13 protein-coding genes and 4 tRNA genes are annotated in these 16,721 nt (G+C 34.5%); 11 read left to right on the top strand and 6 right to left on the bottom strand.

The features are described 5' to 3' along the window. Positions 1-2 precede the first annotated feature (2 nt). Genes J6569_RS00820 through J6569_RS00810 form a run of 3 tightly spaced genes read right to left on the bottom strand, consistent with a single transcriptional unit; the run spans position 3 to position 3,484 of the window. Positions 3-590 carry an ABC-type transport auxiliary lipoprotein family protein gene (locus J6569_RS00820; protein ID WP_296301024.1) on the bottom strand — a complete coding sequence of 196 codons (588 nt, stop codon included), beginning with the start codon at positions 588-590 and terminating at the stop codon, positions 3-5. Continuing rightward, on the bottom strand, positions 587-2,224 hold the full coding sequence (gene pqiB, locus J6569_RS00815; protein WP_085164896.1) for an intermembrane transport protein PqiB: 1,638 nt from the start codon (positions 2,222-2,224) through the stop codon (positions 587-589). The genes J6569_RS00820 and pqiB overlap by 4 nt, the downstream gene beginning before the upstream one ends. A gap of 15 nt (positions 2,225-2,239) precedes the next feature. Further along, the gene (locus J6569_RS00810; protein WP_065589839.1) at positions 2,240-3,484 is read right to left on the bottom strand and encodes a PqiA/YebS family transporter subunit; all 1,245 of its coding nucleotides are present in this window, start codon (positions 3,482-3,484) and stop codon (positions 2,240-2,242) included. A gap of 516 nt (positions 3,485-4,000) precedes the next feature. Here J6569_RS00810 and recA point away from each other — a divergent pair. The 8 genes from recA to J6569_RS00770 all read left to right on the top strand — a co-directional run bounded on the left by recA (position 4,001) and on the right by J6569_RS00770 (position 9,221). Then, positions 4,001-5,047, top strand: coding sequence for a recombinase RecA (gene recA, locus J6569_RS00805; RefSeq protein WP_065574897.1), 1,047 nt, complete (start codon positions 4,001-4,003; stop codon positions 5,045-5,047). After that, positions 5,040-5,546, top strand: coding sequence for a regulatory protein RecX (locus J6569_RS00800; protein ID WP_296301022.1), 507 nt, complete (start codon positions 5,040-5,042; stop codon positions 5,544-5,546). The genes recA and J6569_RS00800 overlap by 8 nt, the downstream gene beginning before the upstream one ends. A 205-nt stretch (positions 5,547-5,751) precedes the next feature. Beyond that, positions 5,752-8,385, top strand: coding sequence for an alanine--tRNA ligase (alaS, locus tag J6569_RS00795; protein ID WP_296301021.1), 2,634 nt, complete (start codon positions 5,752-5,754; stop codon positions 8,383-8,385). Between the two features lie 131 nt (positions 8,386-8,516). Further along, positions 8,517-8,717: a carbon storage regulator CsrA gene (gene csrA, locus J6569_RS00790; RefSeq protein WP_034913196.1), complete on the top strand. Its 201-nt coding sequence runs from the start codon at positions 8,517-8,519 to the stop codon at positions 8,715-8,717. Positions 8,718-8,840: 123 nt separating this feature from the next. After that, positions 8,841-8,933, top strand: a tRNA-Ser gene (locus J6569_RS00785). An 18-nt stretch (positions 8,934-8,951) separates the two neighbouring features. Then, positions 8,952-9,028 (top strand) — tRNA-Arg (locus tag J6569_RS00780). A 19-nt stretch (positions 9,029-9,047) separates the two neighbouring features. After that, positions 9,048-9,124 (top strand) — tRNA-Arg (locus J6569_RS00775). Between the two features lie 20 nt (positions 9,125-9,144). Beyond that, a tRNA-Arg gene (locus tag J6569_RS00770) sits at positions 9,145-9,221 on the top strand. Between the two features lie 170 nt (positions 9,222-9,391). Here the strand turns inward: J6569_RS00770 and J6569_RS00765 are convergent. Next, complete coding sequence (locus J6569_RS00765; protein ID WP_366941219.1) at positions 9,392-9,856, bottom strand: integrase core domain-containing protein; 465 nt, start codon at positions 9,854-9,856, stop codon at positions 9,392-9,394. Positions 9,857-10,299: 443 nt separating this feature from the next. On the opposite strand from J6569_RS00765, the gene J6569_RS00760 reads away from it, so the two are divergent. The 3 genes from J6569_RS00760 (at position 10,300) to rarD (ending at position 13,598) form a co-directional block, all read left to right on the top strand. Next, positions 10,300-10,476, top strand: coding sequence for a hypothetical protein (locus J6569_RS00760; protein ID WP_155266131.1), 177 nt, complete (start codon positions 10,300-10,302; stop codon positions 10,474-10,476). Positions 10,477-11,342: 866 nt separating this feature from the next. Next, on the top strand, positions 11,343-12,635 hold the full coding sequence (gene serS / locus J6569_RS00755) for a serine--tRNA ligase (protein WP_296317193.1): 1,293 nt from the start codon (positions 11,343-11,345) through the stop codon (positions 12,633-12,635). 66 nt (positions 12,636-12,701) lie between these two features. After that, a complete protein-coding gene (rarD, locus tag J6569_RS00750) occupies positions 12,702-13,598 on the top strand; it encodes an EamA family transporter RarD (RefSeq protein WP_296317191.1) in 897 nt (298 codons plus the stop codon). 49 nt (positions 13,599-13,647) lie between these two features. Here the strand turns inward: rarD and pflA are convergent, their stop codons facing one another. Both pflA and ltrA read right to left on the bottom strand, forming a co-directional pair. Continuing rightward, on the bottom strand, positions 13,648-14,427 hold the full coding sequence (gene pflA, locus J6569_RS00745) for a pyruvate formate lyase 1-activating protein (protein WP_218055817.1): 780 nt from the start codon (positions 14,425-14,427) through the stop codon (positions 13,648-13,650). 344 nt (positions 14,428-14,771) lie between these two features. Next, complete coding sequence (gene ltrA / locus J6569_RS00740; RefSeq protein WP_366941218.1) at positions 14,772-16,436, bottom strand: group II intron reverse transcriptase/maturase; 1,665 nt, start codon at positions 16,434-16,436, stop codon at positions 14,772-14,774. Positions 16,437-16,721: the final 285 nt, after the last annotated feature.

Below are 16,721 nucleotides of genomic sequence, written 5' to 3'. Positions count from 1 at the left end.
CATTAAAGTTTTATTGAGTTTGCAAAGTCTAGTTCTTCATCCTGCCAACCTTTAGATAGCGCATTAACTAAAGCATCATATCCATTACTTGCTAAAGGAACATGGCGTTCAAATGGTTTGCTTTCAATATTATTTTTACTATCAGTAACAACCCATCGTCCTTTAATCACCGCATCACCAGTATAGCTTCCGTGAAAACCATCAATAAATAACTTTACCGTCAATGTTGGCGTTGTAATTGATCTGCTAGAGACTAAATAATTTGGTAACATGACCGTTAAATCTTGCGTCAATCGTTCTTGCAATTGCTGAGATAGTGTTGAAGCCCATAAATGATGCATTGCTGTTTCATATTTGATATTATCAGTTTGTAATACAATACCTGGTTTATTTAAAAAACTCACCACATCTACCGACTCAATCCAAATAAAATATTTGGTAGTTTTTATTTTTTGCAATACTGGACTTGGTAAATTACTAGTTAGTTGAAAATAGCTTTTACTTGGGTCGTTAGCTGAACAACCGACTAATATTGCAAGTAATGGCATAAATATGATTGTAAGTAGCTTTTTATATATTTTGTTCATCATTTTTTACCTTTTGCTTTAGGCTCTTGATCTTTCTTCGCTGGAGCAGAAAAAATCAGTGCATTGCTCTTATCATTGAGAGTATTAAGTAATGGCGTTAATTCATCCATCATCTGTTGCACTTTTTGTAAACTCTCTTTCATTTGGTTATTTAATTCAGAACCTGGTTGTAATTCTTTCATTGTTTCATTTAATGAACGTAATGTTTTTTGTAAATCCTTTGGTATATTTTGCATCTCTTTACTTGCCATAATACGATTTAACGATTTCATTAATCGTTCACTCGAAGCTAATGATTGATTGAACTGCGATAGAGTATTGTTAAGTGGCAAATTATTAAAATTATCAAGTAACTGCATAATTTTTGCCTGAATTTGCGCAATCCCTGTCGAAGTCGCCTCAATTGTATCGTAACCAAACTGCTTCGCTAGTTGTGGATCATACTTATTTTTTAATTCAGGATAAAAATCAAGATCTATATATAGCGCACCAGTAAACATATTTGAAGTTTTTAATGACGCTCTTAACCCATTTTTTTGTTCTTTCATTATCAAAGCGGCAATATCGATTTTCTCATCAACTAATTCAGATAAACGATCAGGCTCTATCCTAATTAATATCGGCACCCTTTTATTTAAAATTGATGATTTTTCTAACATTTCAGCGGTATAAAATGGTACTTTAGATACTGTTCCTAATCTAATACCATGATATTCAACTGGTACTCCCTCTGTTAATCCCGATATAGAATCAGAAAGCATAATAAGGAATTCTTTATATTCAGTATATTGCGAATCTTGGATAGATTTTTTATCTTCATATAATGTATAAACTGCATTTTGCTCAGCGGGTGCACCTAATTTGGATCCTTCGGGTAAATCAAAACTAATTCCTCCAGACATTAATACATCCAGAGAAGGAACATCTAGGCTTGCACCTCGAGATGAAAGAGTTAAATTGATACCTCCTTCTTTCCAAAATCGTACGTTTTGTGTTACTAACACATCATAAGGTTTAGTAATAAAAATTTGATATTTCATCTTACGCGATTCAACATCAAATTCCGAGGTCTCCACATTCCCTACACGATAACCATGAAACATGATAGCTGCCCCTCGAGGAATCACACCATTTTGCTCACTTTCTAATTTTAGACGAATACCTTTGATACTAGGATCAGACAACGGAGGCGCATCAGAAAGCACAAAAGGTTTATTTTGAAAACTATGATTATCGTTCCCTGCGGCTAATTCTATATAGACACCCGATAAAATAGTACCTAATCCCGTTACCCCATCACGACCAATTTCTGGCTTGACGACCCAAAAAATCGAATCATTTTTCAGCAATGGAGCCATGTCGCTATAAACACGGCCTTTTATAACCACTTGCTGGTAGTCATCAGATAAAGTCACTTCATCGACTATACCCACATCAACACTGCGATTTTTAATTACCGTTTTGCCAGCAACAATGCCACTTGCGTCTTTTGCAAGTAATGTGAACGAGGTACCTCTATCAGCATAATGAGAGTAGATTATCCATAGACCAACAATTGCAGTGACAATGGGAATAATCCATATTGCTGAAATAGCTCTAATTTTAATTATTTTTGCCAATTTACTTGATGTTGCCATATTGTTCCTATTAATCTATTTTCTATTTTGCGGACGATCCCAAATTAAACGAGGATCAAATTTTTGTGATGCAATCATTGTGATAATAACGACAGTTGCAAAGAATGTAACGCCAATATCAGGATAAACACCCATCATTTGCTGATTTCTCACTAAAGAACAAACGACAGAAACAACAAATATATCTATCATTGACCATTTACCAATAAACTCAACTGCACTATATAATTTTTTCATTTTTAAACAATTATTCTTATTTTTTCGTTTTACTGCTAATGCAAAATAACAAAGCCAACTTAGTGAAATAATTTTTAAAATTGGTATAACAACACTAGCGAGAAAAATAACAAGAGCAACAGGTACATCACCTGCTTGCCACATATAAATAACTCCATCCATGATATTTGAAGTTGATGCAGCCCCCAAAACAACGGTTATCATAATTCCAAATAAATTAGCTGGAATGTAAAGAATTAATGAAGTAATTAATAAAGCTATAGTCCATTGTATTTTATCACGATCCCTAATTTTACTTTTTTGTTTACATCGAGGGCATTTTTTATAATGTATGGGTAATATAGCCTGACAACAATTACATAATTTTAGATTTTGACTAATTCCTGTTTTTCCAACTTTCAATGAATTAACAGCAAAGTTATTACGATGAATTTCGTTCCAAATTACTTCAGGCGAGAAAATAACTAAAGATTTTATATAAAAAAAGACAAATAGACAAAACGCCCAAAACGTACCAGTGACCCCAATACTGCCATAACTCATTAATTTAACAAAACTGACCAAAACACCAGTAAGAAAGATTTCCGGCATACACCAATGTTGAAATTTTTCATAAACAATAAGTAGATCGCGTTTGCGATATTTTGTTAATTGAATTCTGGAGCAAAGCAGGACGATGATTAATAAATTGAATATAGGGAAAAGTAAAACAAATAAAATAAAAAGCGCTGAAACATAGCTATATTTATCAAAATACAGGGTCTTAGGAATATCTAATACGCTAACGCCAATGTAATTTCCTACAATTCGGATATCAATAAAGACAAAGCCGCAGGCGACAATAATCATAATTAATGAACAAGCTGCATACATAGCAGCTCTAAATTTCATATTGCTACTATTTTTAGCTAATGTAGTATTACAGCGTGGACAAACAGCTTTGTGCCCTACTGTTATATCAGTTAATTCTATGACCAAATCACAGTGTGAGCATAAAACATAATGTTGTTTATCAATGGTCATTGTTTTCCTTTATTTCGAAATATATTTTAACCTAAATAAATATTTCAGAGTAATATAACATTTGAGTATGAAATTAATGAGTTATTATTAAATAGTTTCTTGAAGAACAAATATTTTAATGAATAAAAGTTGGTTATATTAGCTCCAAAGCTAATCATATCAAATGACATTTTTTTATGAAAGTATTACTAAATTAAATTAGTGGGTTTTGATTATTATCAAATATAATCTTTATAAAATGCGTTATTCTTTTCATTATACTAAAATAATCAATATTAATTTAGGTTTGATAAAAATTCACAGCTATAAAATTAACAAAATAATTCAATAAATTTAATCTTGAATATCAATATTTCATCACCATTTGTTAGTTTCAATTATTACATAAAACAAATCATCCATAAAATTTGTGTCTTAATTTCCATAGTTAACTAAATAATTGTTGAGAAAAAAACTTGATACTGTATAACAATACAGTATAATATTACCAATCCTAACTCATTGGAATTTTATAATATGAACGAAAACAAACAACGCGCACTTTCTGCTGCATTAAGTCAAATCGAAAAACAATTTGGTAAAGGTTCAATTATGCGTTTAGGGGACACCCAAACGTTAGATGTAGATGCTGTATCTACAGGTTCTTTAGGTCTTGATATTGCTCTAGGTATTGGCGGTTTACCAATGGGTCGAATTGTTGAAATTTTTGGGCCAGAATCATCTGGTAAAACAACACTTACCTTATCAGTCATAGCACAAGCTCAAAAAGAAGGTAAGACTTGTGCATTTATTGATGCTGAACATGCACTCGATCCAATTTATGCAGCTAAATTAGGCGTTCAAGTTGATGACTTATTAGTTTCTCAACCTGATACAGGAGAGCAAGCCCTTGAAATTTGCGACGCTTTGGTTCGTTCTGGTGCTGTTGATGTTATTATTGTTGACTCAGTCGCAGCATTAACTCCAAAAGCTGAAATTGAGGGTGAAATGGGCGATTCTCATATGGGATTACAAGCTCGCTTAATGTCACAAGCATTACGTAAACTAACTGCGAATATCAAAAATGCAAATTGTTTAGTTGTATTTATTAACCAAATTCGTATGAAAATTGGTGTTATGTTTGGTAGCCCAGAAACAACAACAGGCGGTAATGCACTAAAATTCTATGCTTCTGTTCGCCTTGATATTCGTCGCACAGGTTCTGTGAAAGAAGGCGAAGATATTATTGGTAGTGATACTCGAGTTAAAGTGGTTAAAAATAAAGTTGCAGCACCTTTTAGACAAGCAGAATTCCAGATTCTTTATGGTTGTGGTATTTCTAAAGAAGGCGAATTGATTGACTTAGGGGTTAAACATAAGTTAGTCGATAAAGCTGGTGCATGGTATAGCTACAACGGCGAAAAAGTTGGACAAGGTAAAGCTAACTCAATTAAGTTTTTGCAAGAACATCCTGAAATCGCAAAAGAGCTCGAAACAAAACTACGTGATTTATTACTAAATAGTCCAGCAGATTTTACAGCCCCTGAAGACGATATTTCATTAGAGAATGACAGCATTGAATAATGAAAAAAAACTCAATAAATCAATCCTAAATAAAGCTGTGCAATTACTTGCACAGCGCGATCACTCTTCGTATGAACTAAGCCAAAAAATGATATTCTTTTTTGCAAAGAAGCAACAAAATACAGAAGAAGAATATCATGACCAATTGACTAAACTAAAAATTGAAATACAAGATGTGATTGAACATTGTATTAATCAAAATTGGATAAATGACGCCCATTATATTGAAAATTATATTGTTATGCGTGCCAATAAAGGCTACGGAAAGTATAAAATTGCAATAGAACTTAAACAACGGGGTTTATCTGTTGACTTAAGCCGTCAGTTATTACAAGCCTCTAATATAAACTGGGGAAACCTTGCATATAAACAATTATTAAAAAAGTCAAAACAAATCAAATCCGAAAATAACAATAAAAAACAAAAAGTTACTCAGTTTTTAGTTGCTAGAGGTTATACACAAGATGATATTAAAGCTGCTTACGATTTATTGACTTAAATAATTATAATATCTAGAATACAAAACATATAATTTAAAGCCTATTACAAATAAAGCTCATTAATTCTTTTTTTATTTTATCCCTATTTACTTGTAATAAATATTAGTTAGCTCCACTCCAATTTAGGAAGATTTACTTTTCAACTTTAGTTGTAACGGGTATATTACTATGTTTAAAAATCTATCGTTTTATATGGAAGCATAAATGAAAAGTACTGCAGAAATTCGTCAAAATTTTCTTGACTTTTTCCGTGGCAAAGGACATGAAGTTGTCGCAAGTAGTTCCCTTGTTCCACACAATGATCCAACATTATTATTTACTAATGCTGGAATGAATCAATTTAAAGATGTATTCCTTGGTGTTGATAAGCGTTCTTACACTAGAGCAACAACATCGCAACGTTGCGTCCGTGCTGGTGGAAAACATAATGATTTAGATAATGTTGGTTATACTGCTCGACACCATACATTTTTTGAGATGTTAGGAAACTTTAGTTTTGGTGACTACTTTAAACATGATGCAATACATTTTGCATGGGAATTATTGACCAGCAAAGAGTGGTTTAACCTACCTAAAGAGAAGTTAACCGTTACCGTTTATGAGACAGATGATGAAGCATATGCAATGTGGGAAAAAGAAATCGGCATCCCTAAAGAACGCATAATTCGTATTGGTGATAATAAAGGTGCTCCGTATGCCTCAGATAACTTTTGGCAGATGGGTGATACCGGTCCTTGTGGTCCTTGTACCGAAATTTTCTATGATCATGGTGATCACATTTGGGGAGGACCTCCTGGTAGCGCAGAAGAAGATGGTGACAGATTTATAGAAATTTGGAATATTGTCTTTATGCAATTTAATCGCCATCCCGATGGAACAATGGAACCATTACCTAAGCCATCTGTGGATACTGGTATGGGACTAGAACGTATTGCTGCAGTGCTACAACACGTCAACTCTAATTATGAAATAGATTTGTTTAAGAAATTAATTAATGATGCTGCTAACGTTATTCAGACTAAAGATTTAGAAAATAAATCGCTACGCGTTATTGCCGACCATATCCGCTCTTGTGCATTCCTAATTTCAGATGGAGTTTTACCTTCAAACGAAGGACGAGGCTATGTACTACGCCGCATTATTCGACGCGCAGTGCGTCATGGGCACATGCTAGGAGCAAAAGATATTTTCTTTTATAAATTAGTTAAACCATTAATTGATGTGATGGGAAGCGCAGCGGTTGAATTAGAAAATAATCGAAAACTAGTCGAAGATGCACTTAAAATTGAAGAAGAGCAATTTTTAAAGACTCTTGAACGAGGGTTATCTTTATTAGATCAGGAATTAGCCAAAATAACGGGGAAAGTTTTACCTGGAGATATCGCATTTAAACTTTATGATACTTATGGTTTTCCATTAGATCTAACGGCAGATGTGTGTCGTGAAAAAAACATTACTATCGATGAAGATGGCTTTAACCAATGCATGGAAGAGCAACGAAAGCGAGCTCGCGAATCAAGCTCATTTAATGTTGATTATAGTAATGTTATCAAGCTTGATGATAAAACTGAATTTTTAGGTTATCAAGCAACAGAATCATCAGGAAAAGTTATTGCTATATTTAAAAACGGCCAAAAAGTCGAAAATATTAACGCAGGTGATGAAGCTATTGTCGTTTTAGACAAAACACCATTTTATGGAGAGTCTGGTGGCCAAATTGGTGATAAAGGCTTACTAACCGCGGCTAATCTTGAATTTAGTGTTTTTGATAGCCAAAAATATGGTAAAAGTATTGGTCATTTTGGTCAAATTATAAAAGGCTCTTTAAAAGTTGGTGATAATGTCATTGCTGCTATTGATGTTGAGTTGCGTGAACGTATTCGACGTAATCACTCAGCTACGCATCTATTACAAGCGGCTTTACAACGTATTTTAGGCAACCATGTCCACCAAAAAGGGTCTCTAGTTAATGATAGCTATTTACGTTTTGACTTTTCACATAATCAAGCCATTACGCCAGAACAAATTATTGAAATAGAGAACTTAGTAAATCAACAGATTCGTCGTAATTTACCAGTTGATATTGAGCTAATGCCAATTGATAAAGCTAAAGATAAAGGCGCTATGGCTTTATTTGGTGAAAAATATGAAGATATCGTTAGAGTTCTAACAATGGGCGATTTTTCAATTGAACTTTGTGGTGGTACTCACGTAAATAGAACTGGTGATATTGGGTTATTTAAAATAATATCAGAATCAAGCATAGCTTCTGGTGTACGCCGTATTGAGGCAACTTCAGGGCAAAATGCAATGGATCTGATCCATAATGAATCTAATTTATTAACTCAAATTGGACAACTAACTAAAAGTGACAAATCGGCAGTTTTAGTGCGCATTGAGCAATTGATCGAGCAAACTAAACAGCTTGAAAGAACAATTGAACAACTAAAAGCACAGAAAGCTAGCCAAGAAAGTGCACAATTACTTAATCAATGTGAAAAAATCAATGATAAACATTTACTAATTGCTAAACTTGATAATGTTGAAGCAAAATTATTACGGACTATGATTGATGATCTGAAAAATCAATTAAAGACAGGTGTAATAATTTTAGCCGCTGTCAATGATGATAAGATCAATTTAGCTGCAGGTGTAACCAATGACTTAGTCAATATAGTTAAGGCAGGAGATTTGGTTTCCCAATTAGCATTAAAAGTAGGCGGTAAAGGGGGTGGGCGACCTGATTTCGCTCAAGCAGGTGGAATGGATCTCTCGGCATTACCAGAAGCGTTATCTTCTGTGAAAAAGGAAATCAGTAATAAATTACAAGCAAATTAGCCAGATAGGCTCAAAATATTTGTTAATTGAATATTAGAGTTTTCTGTAAAATCCCGTCTTATTGATGGGGGCTGATAAAGCTATATATTAAAATTGTTTGGATATATACTTAACTGATATTAGGAGATCTAATGTTAATTTTAACTAGGAGAGTAGGTGAAACACTAATAATTGGTGATGATGTAGTTATTACCATCTTGGGCGTGAAGGGAAATCAAGTCAGAGTAGGTATTAATGCACCTAAAGAAGTTTCTATTCATAGGGAAGAAATATATAACAAAATTCATCAACCACAAGAAGCAAATGATGAAATACCTAAGTCCATAGGGTAATATTGGGCAGGAAATAAACAACTAGCACGCGTAAGCAAAAAAATGTTTGACTTATTTTTTGTAAAACGTAATATGTGCGCCACACATTATGATTTTGTTGTTAAAGCAAAATCATAATACATTGGTGAGATGGCCGAGAGGCTGAAGGCGCTCCCCTGCTAAGGGAGTATGCGGTCAAAAGCTGCATCGAGGGTTCGAATCCCTCTCTCACCGCCATTAAATAAATTAAAATATGCATCCGTAGCTCAGCTGGATAGAGTACCCGGCTACGAACCGGGCGGTCAGGGGTTCGAATCCCTTCGGATGCACCATTTTAAATAAATTCAAAACGCATCCGTAGCTCAGCTGGATAGAGTACCCGGCTACGAACCGGGCGGTCAGGGGTTCGAATCCCTTCGGATGCACCACTTTTTTAACGAACTTACACGCATCCGTAGCTCAGCTGGATAGAGCACTCGGCTTCGAACCGAGCGGTCAGGGGTTCGAATCCCTTCGGGTGCGCCATTAACCACTTTCGAACACTTTATCAGTTATAGCAATAATAAAAAAACAAAAACTTATCTTATTATATCCAGATTCAAAAACAGCGAAGAACTACTCATCACACCACTTTGTACGTTTATTTGTATATTTTGGAAATTTTGATACCGCATAGTTAAAACTAATGTAGAAAATTACGCTGCTTGCTGTGTCATGTTATTTAATGCCTCATGTGGTCTTTCAGTGTTATAAATCATTAACCATTCTTCGGTTATTCTCCTTGCTTGTACTAATTTGTTAAAAAGATATAAATTGAGTACTTCAGTACGATTAAATCGTTCAATATAGCCATTTTGATAAGGACTACCGGGCTGGATATAATCAATGGCTATATCATGTGATTTAGCCCAGTTTATAAAGGTTTTTCCTGTAAATTCTGGTCCATTATCGACCCGTATTTTTAATGGATACCCTAGATATTCAGCCAGTTTATCTAAGTAACGGGTAATTCTTCCCGCTGGTAAGCTTACTGCAATATCAATCTCTAACGCCTCACGATTAAAGCCATCGATGACATTGAATGTCCTAAAGCGACGTTGATTACAGCTACTATCACTCATAAAAACCATTAACCAACATTCACCTTTTTTATTAGAAATATGATAACTTTTCTGGTGTTCGAAATGAAATACGCTTCTATGTTTTATTCTGAGGTTAAGCCTTAACTCACAATATACTCGATAAACACGTCTATTTATCCATTTATAATCAAGCTACCAATTTACAGAATCATTACAATCCGATACTGAAATATTAAAAATTTGATTAATATTTTCCATAATTCTTTATATTCAATTTGATTTTTTTGATAAAAATCGACGATATCATCTACTACATTTTTACCAAAACATAACTTATCTTTTTCTTATTCTTTAAATCAATTTTGATTGGTAGTATATTATGATCGGTTTTACAGATCGATTAAATAGCGCACGATAGCTAAAACCTATATTAATTGATGTTACTGATCGTTGAAATCTTTCAAATATTTTTAAAAAGTAATAAGTTATAGTAAATTTAAATAATGAAAGGAGTGTAAATAATGTGCAAAAATATCAAGCAAAAAATTTTAAGAATTAAAGAATTAAAATCAAAAACAGGGCTACTCACAAAAAAAGAAATATTTGAACTAAATAGCTTAATAAAAGAACTTAAAGAATTGTTAAGGGTAAAATTACAAGAACAACAAGATATTGACTTCATTATTGATATTTATTAGTTTTTTTAGGAAACCTACTTACATCAACATCAACCAAAAACTAAAATACAATAAAACGAATAAAAAGGGGAACTAAAAGCTCCCCCCTTTATTATAACTATCTTCTAAAAAGTAGAAAATTGTCTATAATAAAAGTAAAAGAGAATTTGAATATGAAAAAGGTGATAAGCACCAAATCGTACCGATATTAAAAAAGTTAAAGCACGTTTCTCAATTAAAGCGCTTTAACTCAAATAAGATATGGGATATTCAACTTTTTATAAATGGAGGAAAAATACGATGATCTAGAAATTTCGGATATCAGATGTTTAAAAGAGTTAGAAGCGAAAAATCTCAAGCCTAAACGGATGTTTGCAAAATTACAGCTTCAAGAAGAAATCAGAACAAAAACGTGGACAAAATAACTACAGCCTATTCAATCTATTTCAATTACCATGAGCTGTATATTGTGAGGTTGATTCACTGTGCTTACTATTATCATCCTAAATAATCAAATAATCTGATGATTATATCGATATTAAGTAATTCGAAATTATATTATAACAACATCTTTATGCTTTTTATTTTCTTTTTATTCAAAGATAAACAGCCCTCTAGCCGATATTATGAAAAATATTTATTTGTATATGATTAATATATCAAAAAACAGCTTATCGTCTATCTATTTGAATAAATAATATTTTACTAGTTCCCTAAAGTTCTTCTGGTCGCCATTTCGGTTGAATCCCAATATAATTCTAGTATACTAAGCTAACAAATTTTAATATCGGTAAATTAATCTACTTTTTAATTTATATGTTCTGTTTTCTATAATAGAATAACGATAAAGTAGAAAGATATTCCCTAGTTAATAATGGACACTATTTATGTTGGACCCAAATTTACTCCGAAATGAATTGGATGTTGTTGCTAATAAATTAGCACGTCGAGGATTTAAATTAGATGTTGATACTATTCGTCACTTAGAAGAAAAACGCAAAGTATTACAAGTTGAAACCGAGAACTTACAAGCCGAACGTAATGCTCGTTCAAAAGCAATTGGTGAAGCAAAAGCACGAGGCGAAGATATTACAGCTGTCCGTGAAGAAGTCAATAAACTTGGTGAAAAACTCAATAGCGCTAAAGCAGAGCTTGATATCCTACTAAGCAAAATTAAAGATATCGCTTCCACTATCCCAAATATTCCTGATGACTCTGTTCCTGATGGAAAAGATGAAAATGATAATGTTGAAATTTCACGCTTTGGCACACCAAGAAAATTTGATTTCCCAATTCAAGATCATGTTGCATTAGGAGAACGCTTTGGTGATCTTGACTTTGCAGCAGGGGTAAAACTCACAGGTGCACGTTTTGTGGTTATGAAATCACAAATCGCACGCTTACATCGTGCTATTACTCAATTCATGTTAGATTTACACACAGAACAGCATGGTTATGCCGAAATTTATGTACCGTATTTAGTCAATCAAGCAACACTTTTTGGAACAGGACAATTGCCAAAGTTTGCAGGTGACTTATTTCATACTAAACCGCTTGATGAAGAAGCTGAAAGCAGTAATTATGCATTAATTCCAACTGCCGAAGTGCCTGTAACTAATCTTGTGCGCGATGAAATCCTTGATGAAAGTGTATTACCATTAAAAATGACAGCACACACTCCTTGCTTTCGCTCTGAAGCAGGATCTTACGGTAAAGATACTCGCGGCTTAATCCGTATGCATCAATTTGATAAAGTAGAATTGGTTCAAATTGTTAAGCCAGAAGAATCGATGAAGGCATTAGAAGAGTTAACTGCTCACGCAGAAAAAGTATTGCAATTACTTGAATTACCATATCGAAAAATTGTGTTATGTACTGGAGATATGGGCTTTGGCTCTTGTAAAACCTATGACCTTGAAGTATGGGTACCAGCTCAAAATACATACCGAGAAATTTCTTCTTGCTCAAATATGTGGGATTTCCAAGCTCGCCGAATGCAAGCTCGTTATCGTAATAAAGCTGATAATAAAACATATTTAGTACATACACTAAATGGTTCTGGTCTAGCTGTTGGACGTACACTTGTTGCTATTATGGAAAACTATCAACAAGCAGATGGTTCAATTAAAGTTCCATCCGTTTTAGTACCTTATATGAATGGTGTTGAGTTTATTAAATAACTTACATTATCTTAGAGAATAGCGCTATCTATTAGCGCTATTTTTTTATTAATAAAGGTGAAAAAAATGATAAAAGGTGTAGCGCTTTCAATACTGGCATCATGTCTATTTGGGTTACTGTATTACTACCCAGTTTTGTTACACTCCTTATCTGTTGTTGATATTTTTTGTTGGCGATTACTAACTTCATTTCCTGCAATAGCTATATTAATCATTGCGGGAAAACAGTGGTCAGTTATAACTGCACTTTTTAGACGAATAAAACAACAACCACTTTTTTTATTGGGGTTATTATTTTCTTCTGTTTTGCTCACAATACAAATGATGATTTTTATTTGGGCACCACTTAACGGACATGGGTTATCAGCATCGCTAGGTTATTTTTTATTGCCACTAGCAATGGTGATTTCTGGGCAAATTTTTTATAAAGAAAAGCTCAGCTTCTTGCAAAAAATAGCTGTTGCACTTGCAGTATTAGGCGTTGCCATTGAAATTTACATCACTGGTGCTTTCTCATGGGAAACCGCTGTTATTGCTTTGGGGTATCCAATCTACTTTATGACAAGGAGCAAATTGCGAATAGATGGCATTGTGGGCACCTTTTCTGACTTTTTCTTTATCTTCCTAGGGTGCCTTATATATTGTGCCTTAAATTATCGTTTAGACAAAATTGTTAGTGATCTTTCTCATTTCCCGATTTACATACCAACCTTGGGGATCATCACGGCTATTGCTTTTGCAATCTATTTTGTTGCAAGTCGCTTACTGCCCATGGGATTATTTGGTTTATTAGGATATGTAGAGCCAGTACTACTAACAGTTATTTCTATACTGTTTTTGCATGAGAAAGTTTCATCAGAACATATTGTATCATATGGATTTATTTGGTTATCTGTCTGCATTCTAGCTTTTGAGGGTGGGATTTTTGTTATACGTGCAATAAAACGAAAAAGATTACAATAGATACAAAAGAGGCACAATTGAATGCGCCTCTTATCAAACAATCTATCAACTATTTACTAAATGTAACATAATGACCATAGCTTTCTAAAATACCTTGGATCCTATCAAGGGTTTCTCTTGGTGGAGCCTCAACGCCTTCCAACTTATATTTATCACCAATCGTATCCCATTTATAAGCACCTAGTTTATGATAAGCAAGTAATTCTACACGCTCAATATTATCCATCCCCTCAATAAATTTACCAAGCAGATGTGCTGAATTATCATCATCAGTCCACCCAGGAACAACAACATAACGTATCCAAGTTCGCTTATTAATTTTTTGCAAATATTTAGCAAATTCAAGAACTCGTTTATTTGGTACTCCAACTAATTTTTGATGAATTTCATCATTAACTTGCTTTAAATCAAGCATGACCAAATCTGTTACTTCTAAAAGTTCATCAACAACATGGTCGAGCTGCCTTGCATAACCATTAGTATCCAAACAAGTACTAATGCCTTCTTGATGACAAGCTCTAAACCATTGAGTAACAAACTCAGCTTGTAACGTAGCCTCACCGCCCGAAGCTGTCACACCACCACCATTAGGCATAATAAAACTTTTGTAAGAAACAATTTCTTTCATAAGCTCATCAACGGTGACCTCTCGGCCAGCTTTTAAATCCCATGTATCACGATTATGGCAATACAAGCAACGCATTAAGCAACCTTGAAAAAAAACAATAAAACGAATCCCTGGACCATCAACAGTACCAAAGGATTCAAAAGAGTGGATACGGCCTTTAATAGGCGAATTAGTTGTCATAATAATATTTTGTTGTTCCATAGATAATCTCGAATCATTGCTCATATGACTTTTTAATAATTTTAACTCCACTACCGTCAAACTTAAACCAATAGTATTAATCGTCACGAATTATATTTTGATTAATTATACTGGATAAATATCAACAATAGTAAATTATTATCATCGTATTAATATTTAATTTAAAGATGGCAAAAATAATATTTGCACTGATAAAAAAATAGCGCCTTTAAAGACGCTATTTCGATTAAGTTAACAATTAACTAAAGTCGGGTAGCAACGACACATTACTGTGTCGCCGCCCCCTAAGAACTGTACGAGCGAATTTCTCCGCATACAGCTCAAGCCTTTCTATTAACTTATTGCTAAGTCGGTTTCAATACGTCTAACTTCAGTGCATGAACTTTAGTATGACATACAGGATGTAATAAAACCCTGTTTTTCAGTTTATTATCTCCACCCTGTACACGGTATATAATATGGTGGTCATGCCATCCCGTCTCTTTTGTGATAGGGAGATGACATAGTCCACAACGCCCTTTTTGTTCCTTATACAACCTTTGCCATTGACTTCTGTGCGAATAATCCTCGTACATCCGTTTTTGGTATAACGTTTCGCCGTATAATTCCCATTCAGGTAAAAACGGGTTATATTCCGATTTTACCTTAGCATGACGTTTAATCTCTGTCTTACTGCAAAACAGTAATTCAGTCCATATTTTCTCGCCGTGTCGATTCGTTGTCTGTGTGCCAAATATCCAGTCTCTGCTTTGTATCTTTGTAAAGTATTTCTCTTTAACAAATCGTTTCCGCCTGTTACTGTGTCTTCGACAACACCATCGCCAAATCGCTTGCCAGACTAGATAGTCTACTTTACTGTACGTCTCTTTAGCAACAATGCTGCGGTGATAGTTAGCCCATCCCCTTAACATCGGATTTAATTTTGCTATAAGTATGTCCTGCTTAACCATCTTCATTTTGCTTATCGTTTCTTTTACCTTGCGATAAAATGCTTTCACATTCTTCTTGCTCGGTTTAATCAACAATTTGCCTTTAAATGATTTCACCGTCCAACCGAGAAAATCAAATCCTTGCTCGATATTAACAACGTGAGTTTTCTTTTCCGATAAGGTTAATCCCCTCTCTTTCAAAAATTCCCGTATTATTGGCAGAACTTCATTTTCAAGTAATTCTTTCGAACTCCCCGATATAATAAAATCGTCCGCATATCGAACCATGTACACCTTATTAGCTCGCCGTTGTCTATTTCCAATTACACCAAAGTGTTTAGTTAATAGCTCGTCAATGCCGTCTAGTGCCATATTTGCTAAAGTTGGTGAGATGATACCCCCTTGTGGTGTACCCTCTGCCGTCCGCTTGACCTGTCCCATGTCCACAACGCCCGATTTTAACCATTTTGCTAATATCCGTTTATTCATCGGAATATTGGCTATTAACCAATCATGACTAATATGGTCAAAACAACCCTGTATATCCGCATCCAATACCCATTGCGCCGTTTGTCTCATTTGACTCCCTTTGCGTGAAAATATCTTGTGCACGTGGCTTATCGCATCCGCCGTTGAACGATTGATTCGAAAACCATACGAGTTTTTATCCGCCGTTGTTTCTGCAACAGGCTGTAAAGCAAATAAATATAGCGCTTGCATTGCTCTGTCTTTCATGGTCGGAATGCCTAAAGGGCGCTTCTTTCCATCAGACTTGGGAATATAAACCCGCCTTAATGGCATCGGTTTGTATCCTTTACTTGTCAGCGTTGCAATGGCTTTCCATTTACTCATTGGTGTTGACCATGTTACCTTGTCAACCCCTGCCGTTCTTTTACCTCTGTTTTCTGTCACTCTCCGCACCGCTAATTGCTTAGCATACGTTGAGCGTGTCAGTAACCGTTGTAAGCGTTTAACCTTACGGTAGTCACCTTCAATTGTTGCCTTCGCAATCCGTACCTGCAACCCTTTAACATGCTTTGTTGCTTTGACCCAATCAATCTTGTGCCATAGCTCATTCATGTCAGGAGTCGCTGGAGCTGGACTACTTTTAACTTTTTCGTTAAACTTAGAGTGCTCTTTCATACTTACTCCTATAGTAACAGAAATAAGCAGAAATCTACTTGGTTTGTTGTGAATAATTTCTTCGTTGCGGACAACAAGAAGAAGAATTATTCAGGTTGCCAAATAAATTCTACTTCTCTGTCACATGGTGAATTGTTAGAGTAGGGAAATGGGCTTGTTTTCACTTGCCTATTTCCTGTCCTCACCCAATCATTCCCGAAGAAATGACCACAAAAGGATTAG

The organism is Gilliamella sp. (assembly GCF_024104075.1).
GTDB lineage: Bacteria > Pseudomonadota > Gammaproteobacteria > Enterobacterales > Orbaceae > Gilliamella > Gilliamella bombi.
This window is presented reverse-complemented; position numbering and strand designations above follow the sequence as displayed.

Excerpts from the sequence above, each read along its gene's own strand:
- J6569_RS00820 (WP_296301024.1), bottom strand. The coding sequence starts at position 590 with ATGATGAACAAAATATATAAAAAGCTACTTACAATCATATTTATGCCA.
- pqiB (WP_085164896.1), bottom strand. The coding sequence starts at position 2,224 with ATGGCAACATCAAGTAAATTGGCAAAAATAATTAAAATTAGAGCTATT.
- J6569_RS00810 (WP_065589839.1), bottom strand. The coding sequence starts at position 3,484 with ATGACCATTGATAAACAACATTATGTTTTATGCTCACACTGTGATTTG.
- recA (WP_065574897.1), top strand. The coding sequence starts at position 4,001 with ATGAACGAAAACAAACAACGCGCACTTTCTGCTGCATTAAGTCAAATC.
- alaS (WP_296301021.1), top strand. The coding sequence starts at position 5,752 with ATGAAAAGTACTGCAGAAATTCGTCAAAATTTTCTTGACTTTTTCCGT.
- csrA (WP_034913196.1), top strand. The coding sequence starts at position 8,517 with ATGTTAATTTTAACTAGGAGAGTAGGTGAAACACTAATAATTGGTGAT.
- J6569_RS00760 (WP_155266131.1), top strand. The coding sequence starts at position 10,300 with ATGTGCAAAAATATCAAGCAAAAAATTTTAAGAATTAAAGAATTAAAA.
- serS (WP_296317193.1), top strand. The coding sequence starts at position 11,343 with ATGTTGGACCCAAATTTACTCCGAAATGAATTGGATGTTGTTGCTAAT.
- rarD (WP_296317191.1), top strand. The coding sequence starts at position 12,702 with ATGATAAAAGGTGTAGCGCTTTCAATACTGGCATCATGTCTATTTGGG.
- pflA (WP_218055817.1), bottom strand. The coding sequence starts at position 14,427 with ATGGAACAACAAAATATTATTATGACAACTAATTCGCCTATTAAAGGC.
- ltrA (WP_366941218.1), bottom strand. The coding sequence starts at position 16,436 with ATGAATGAGCTATGGCACAAGATTGATTGGGTCAAAGCAACAAAGCAT.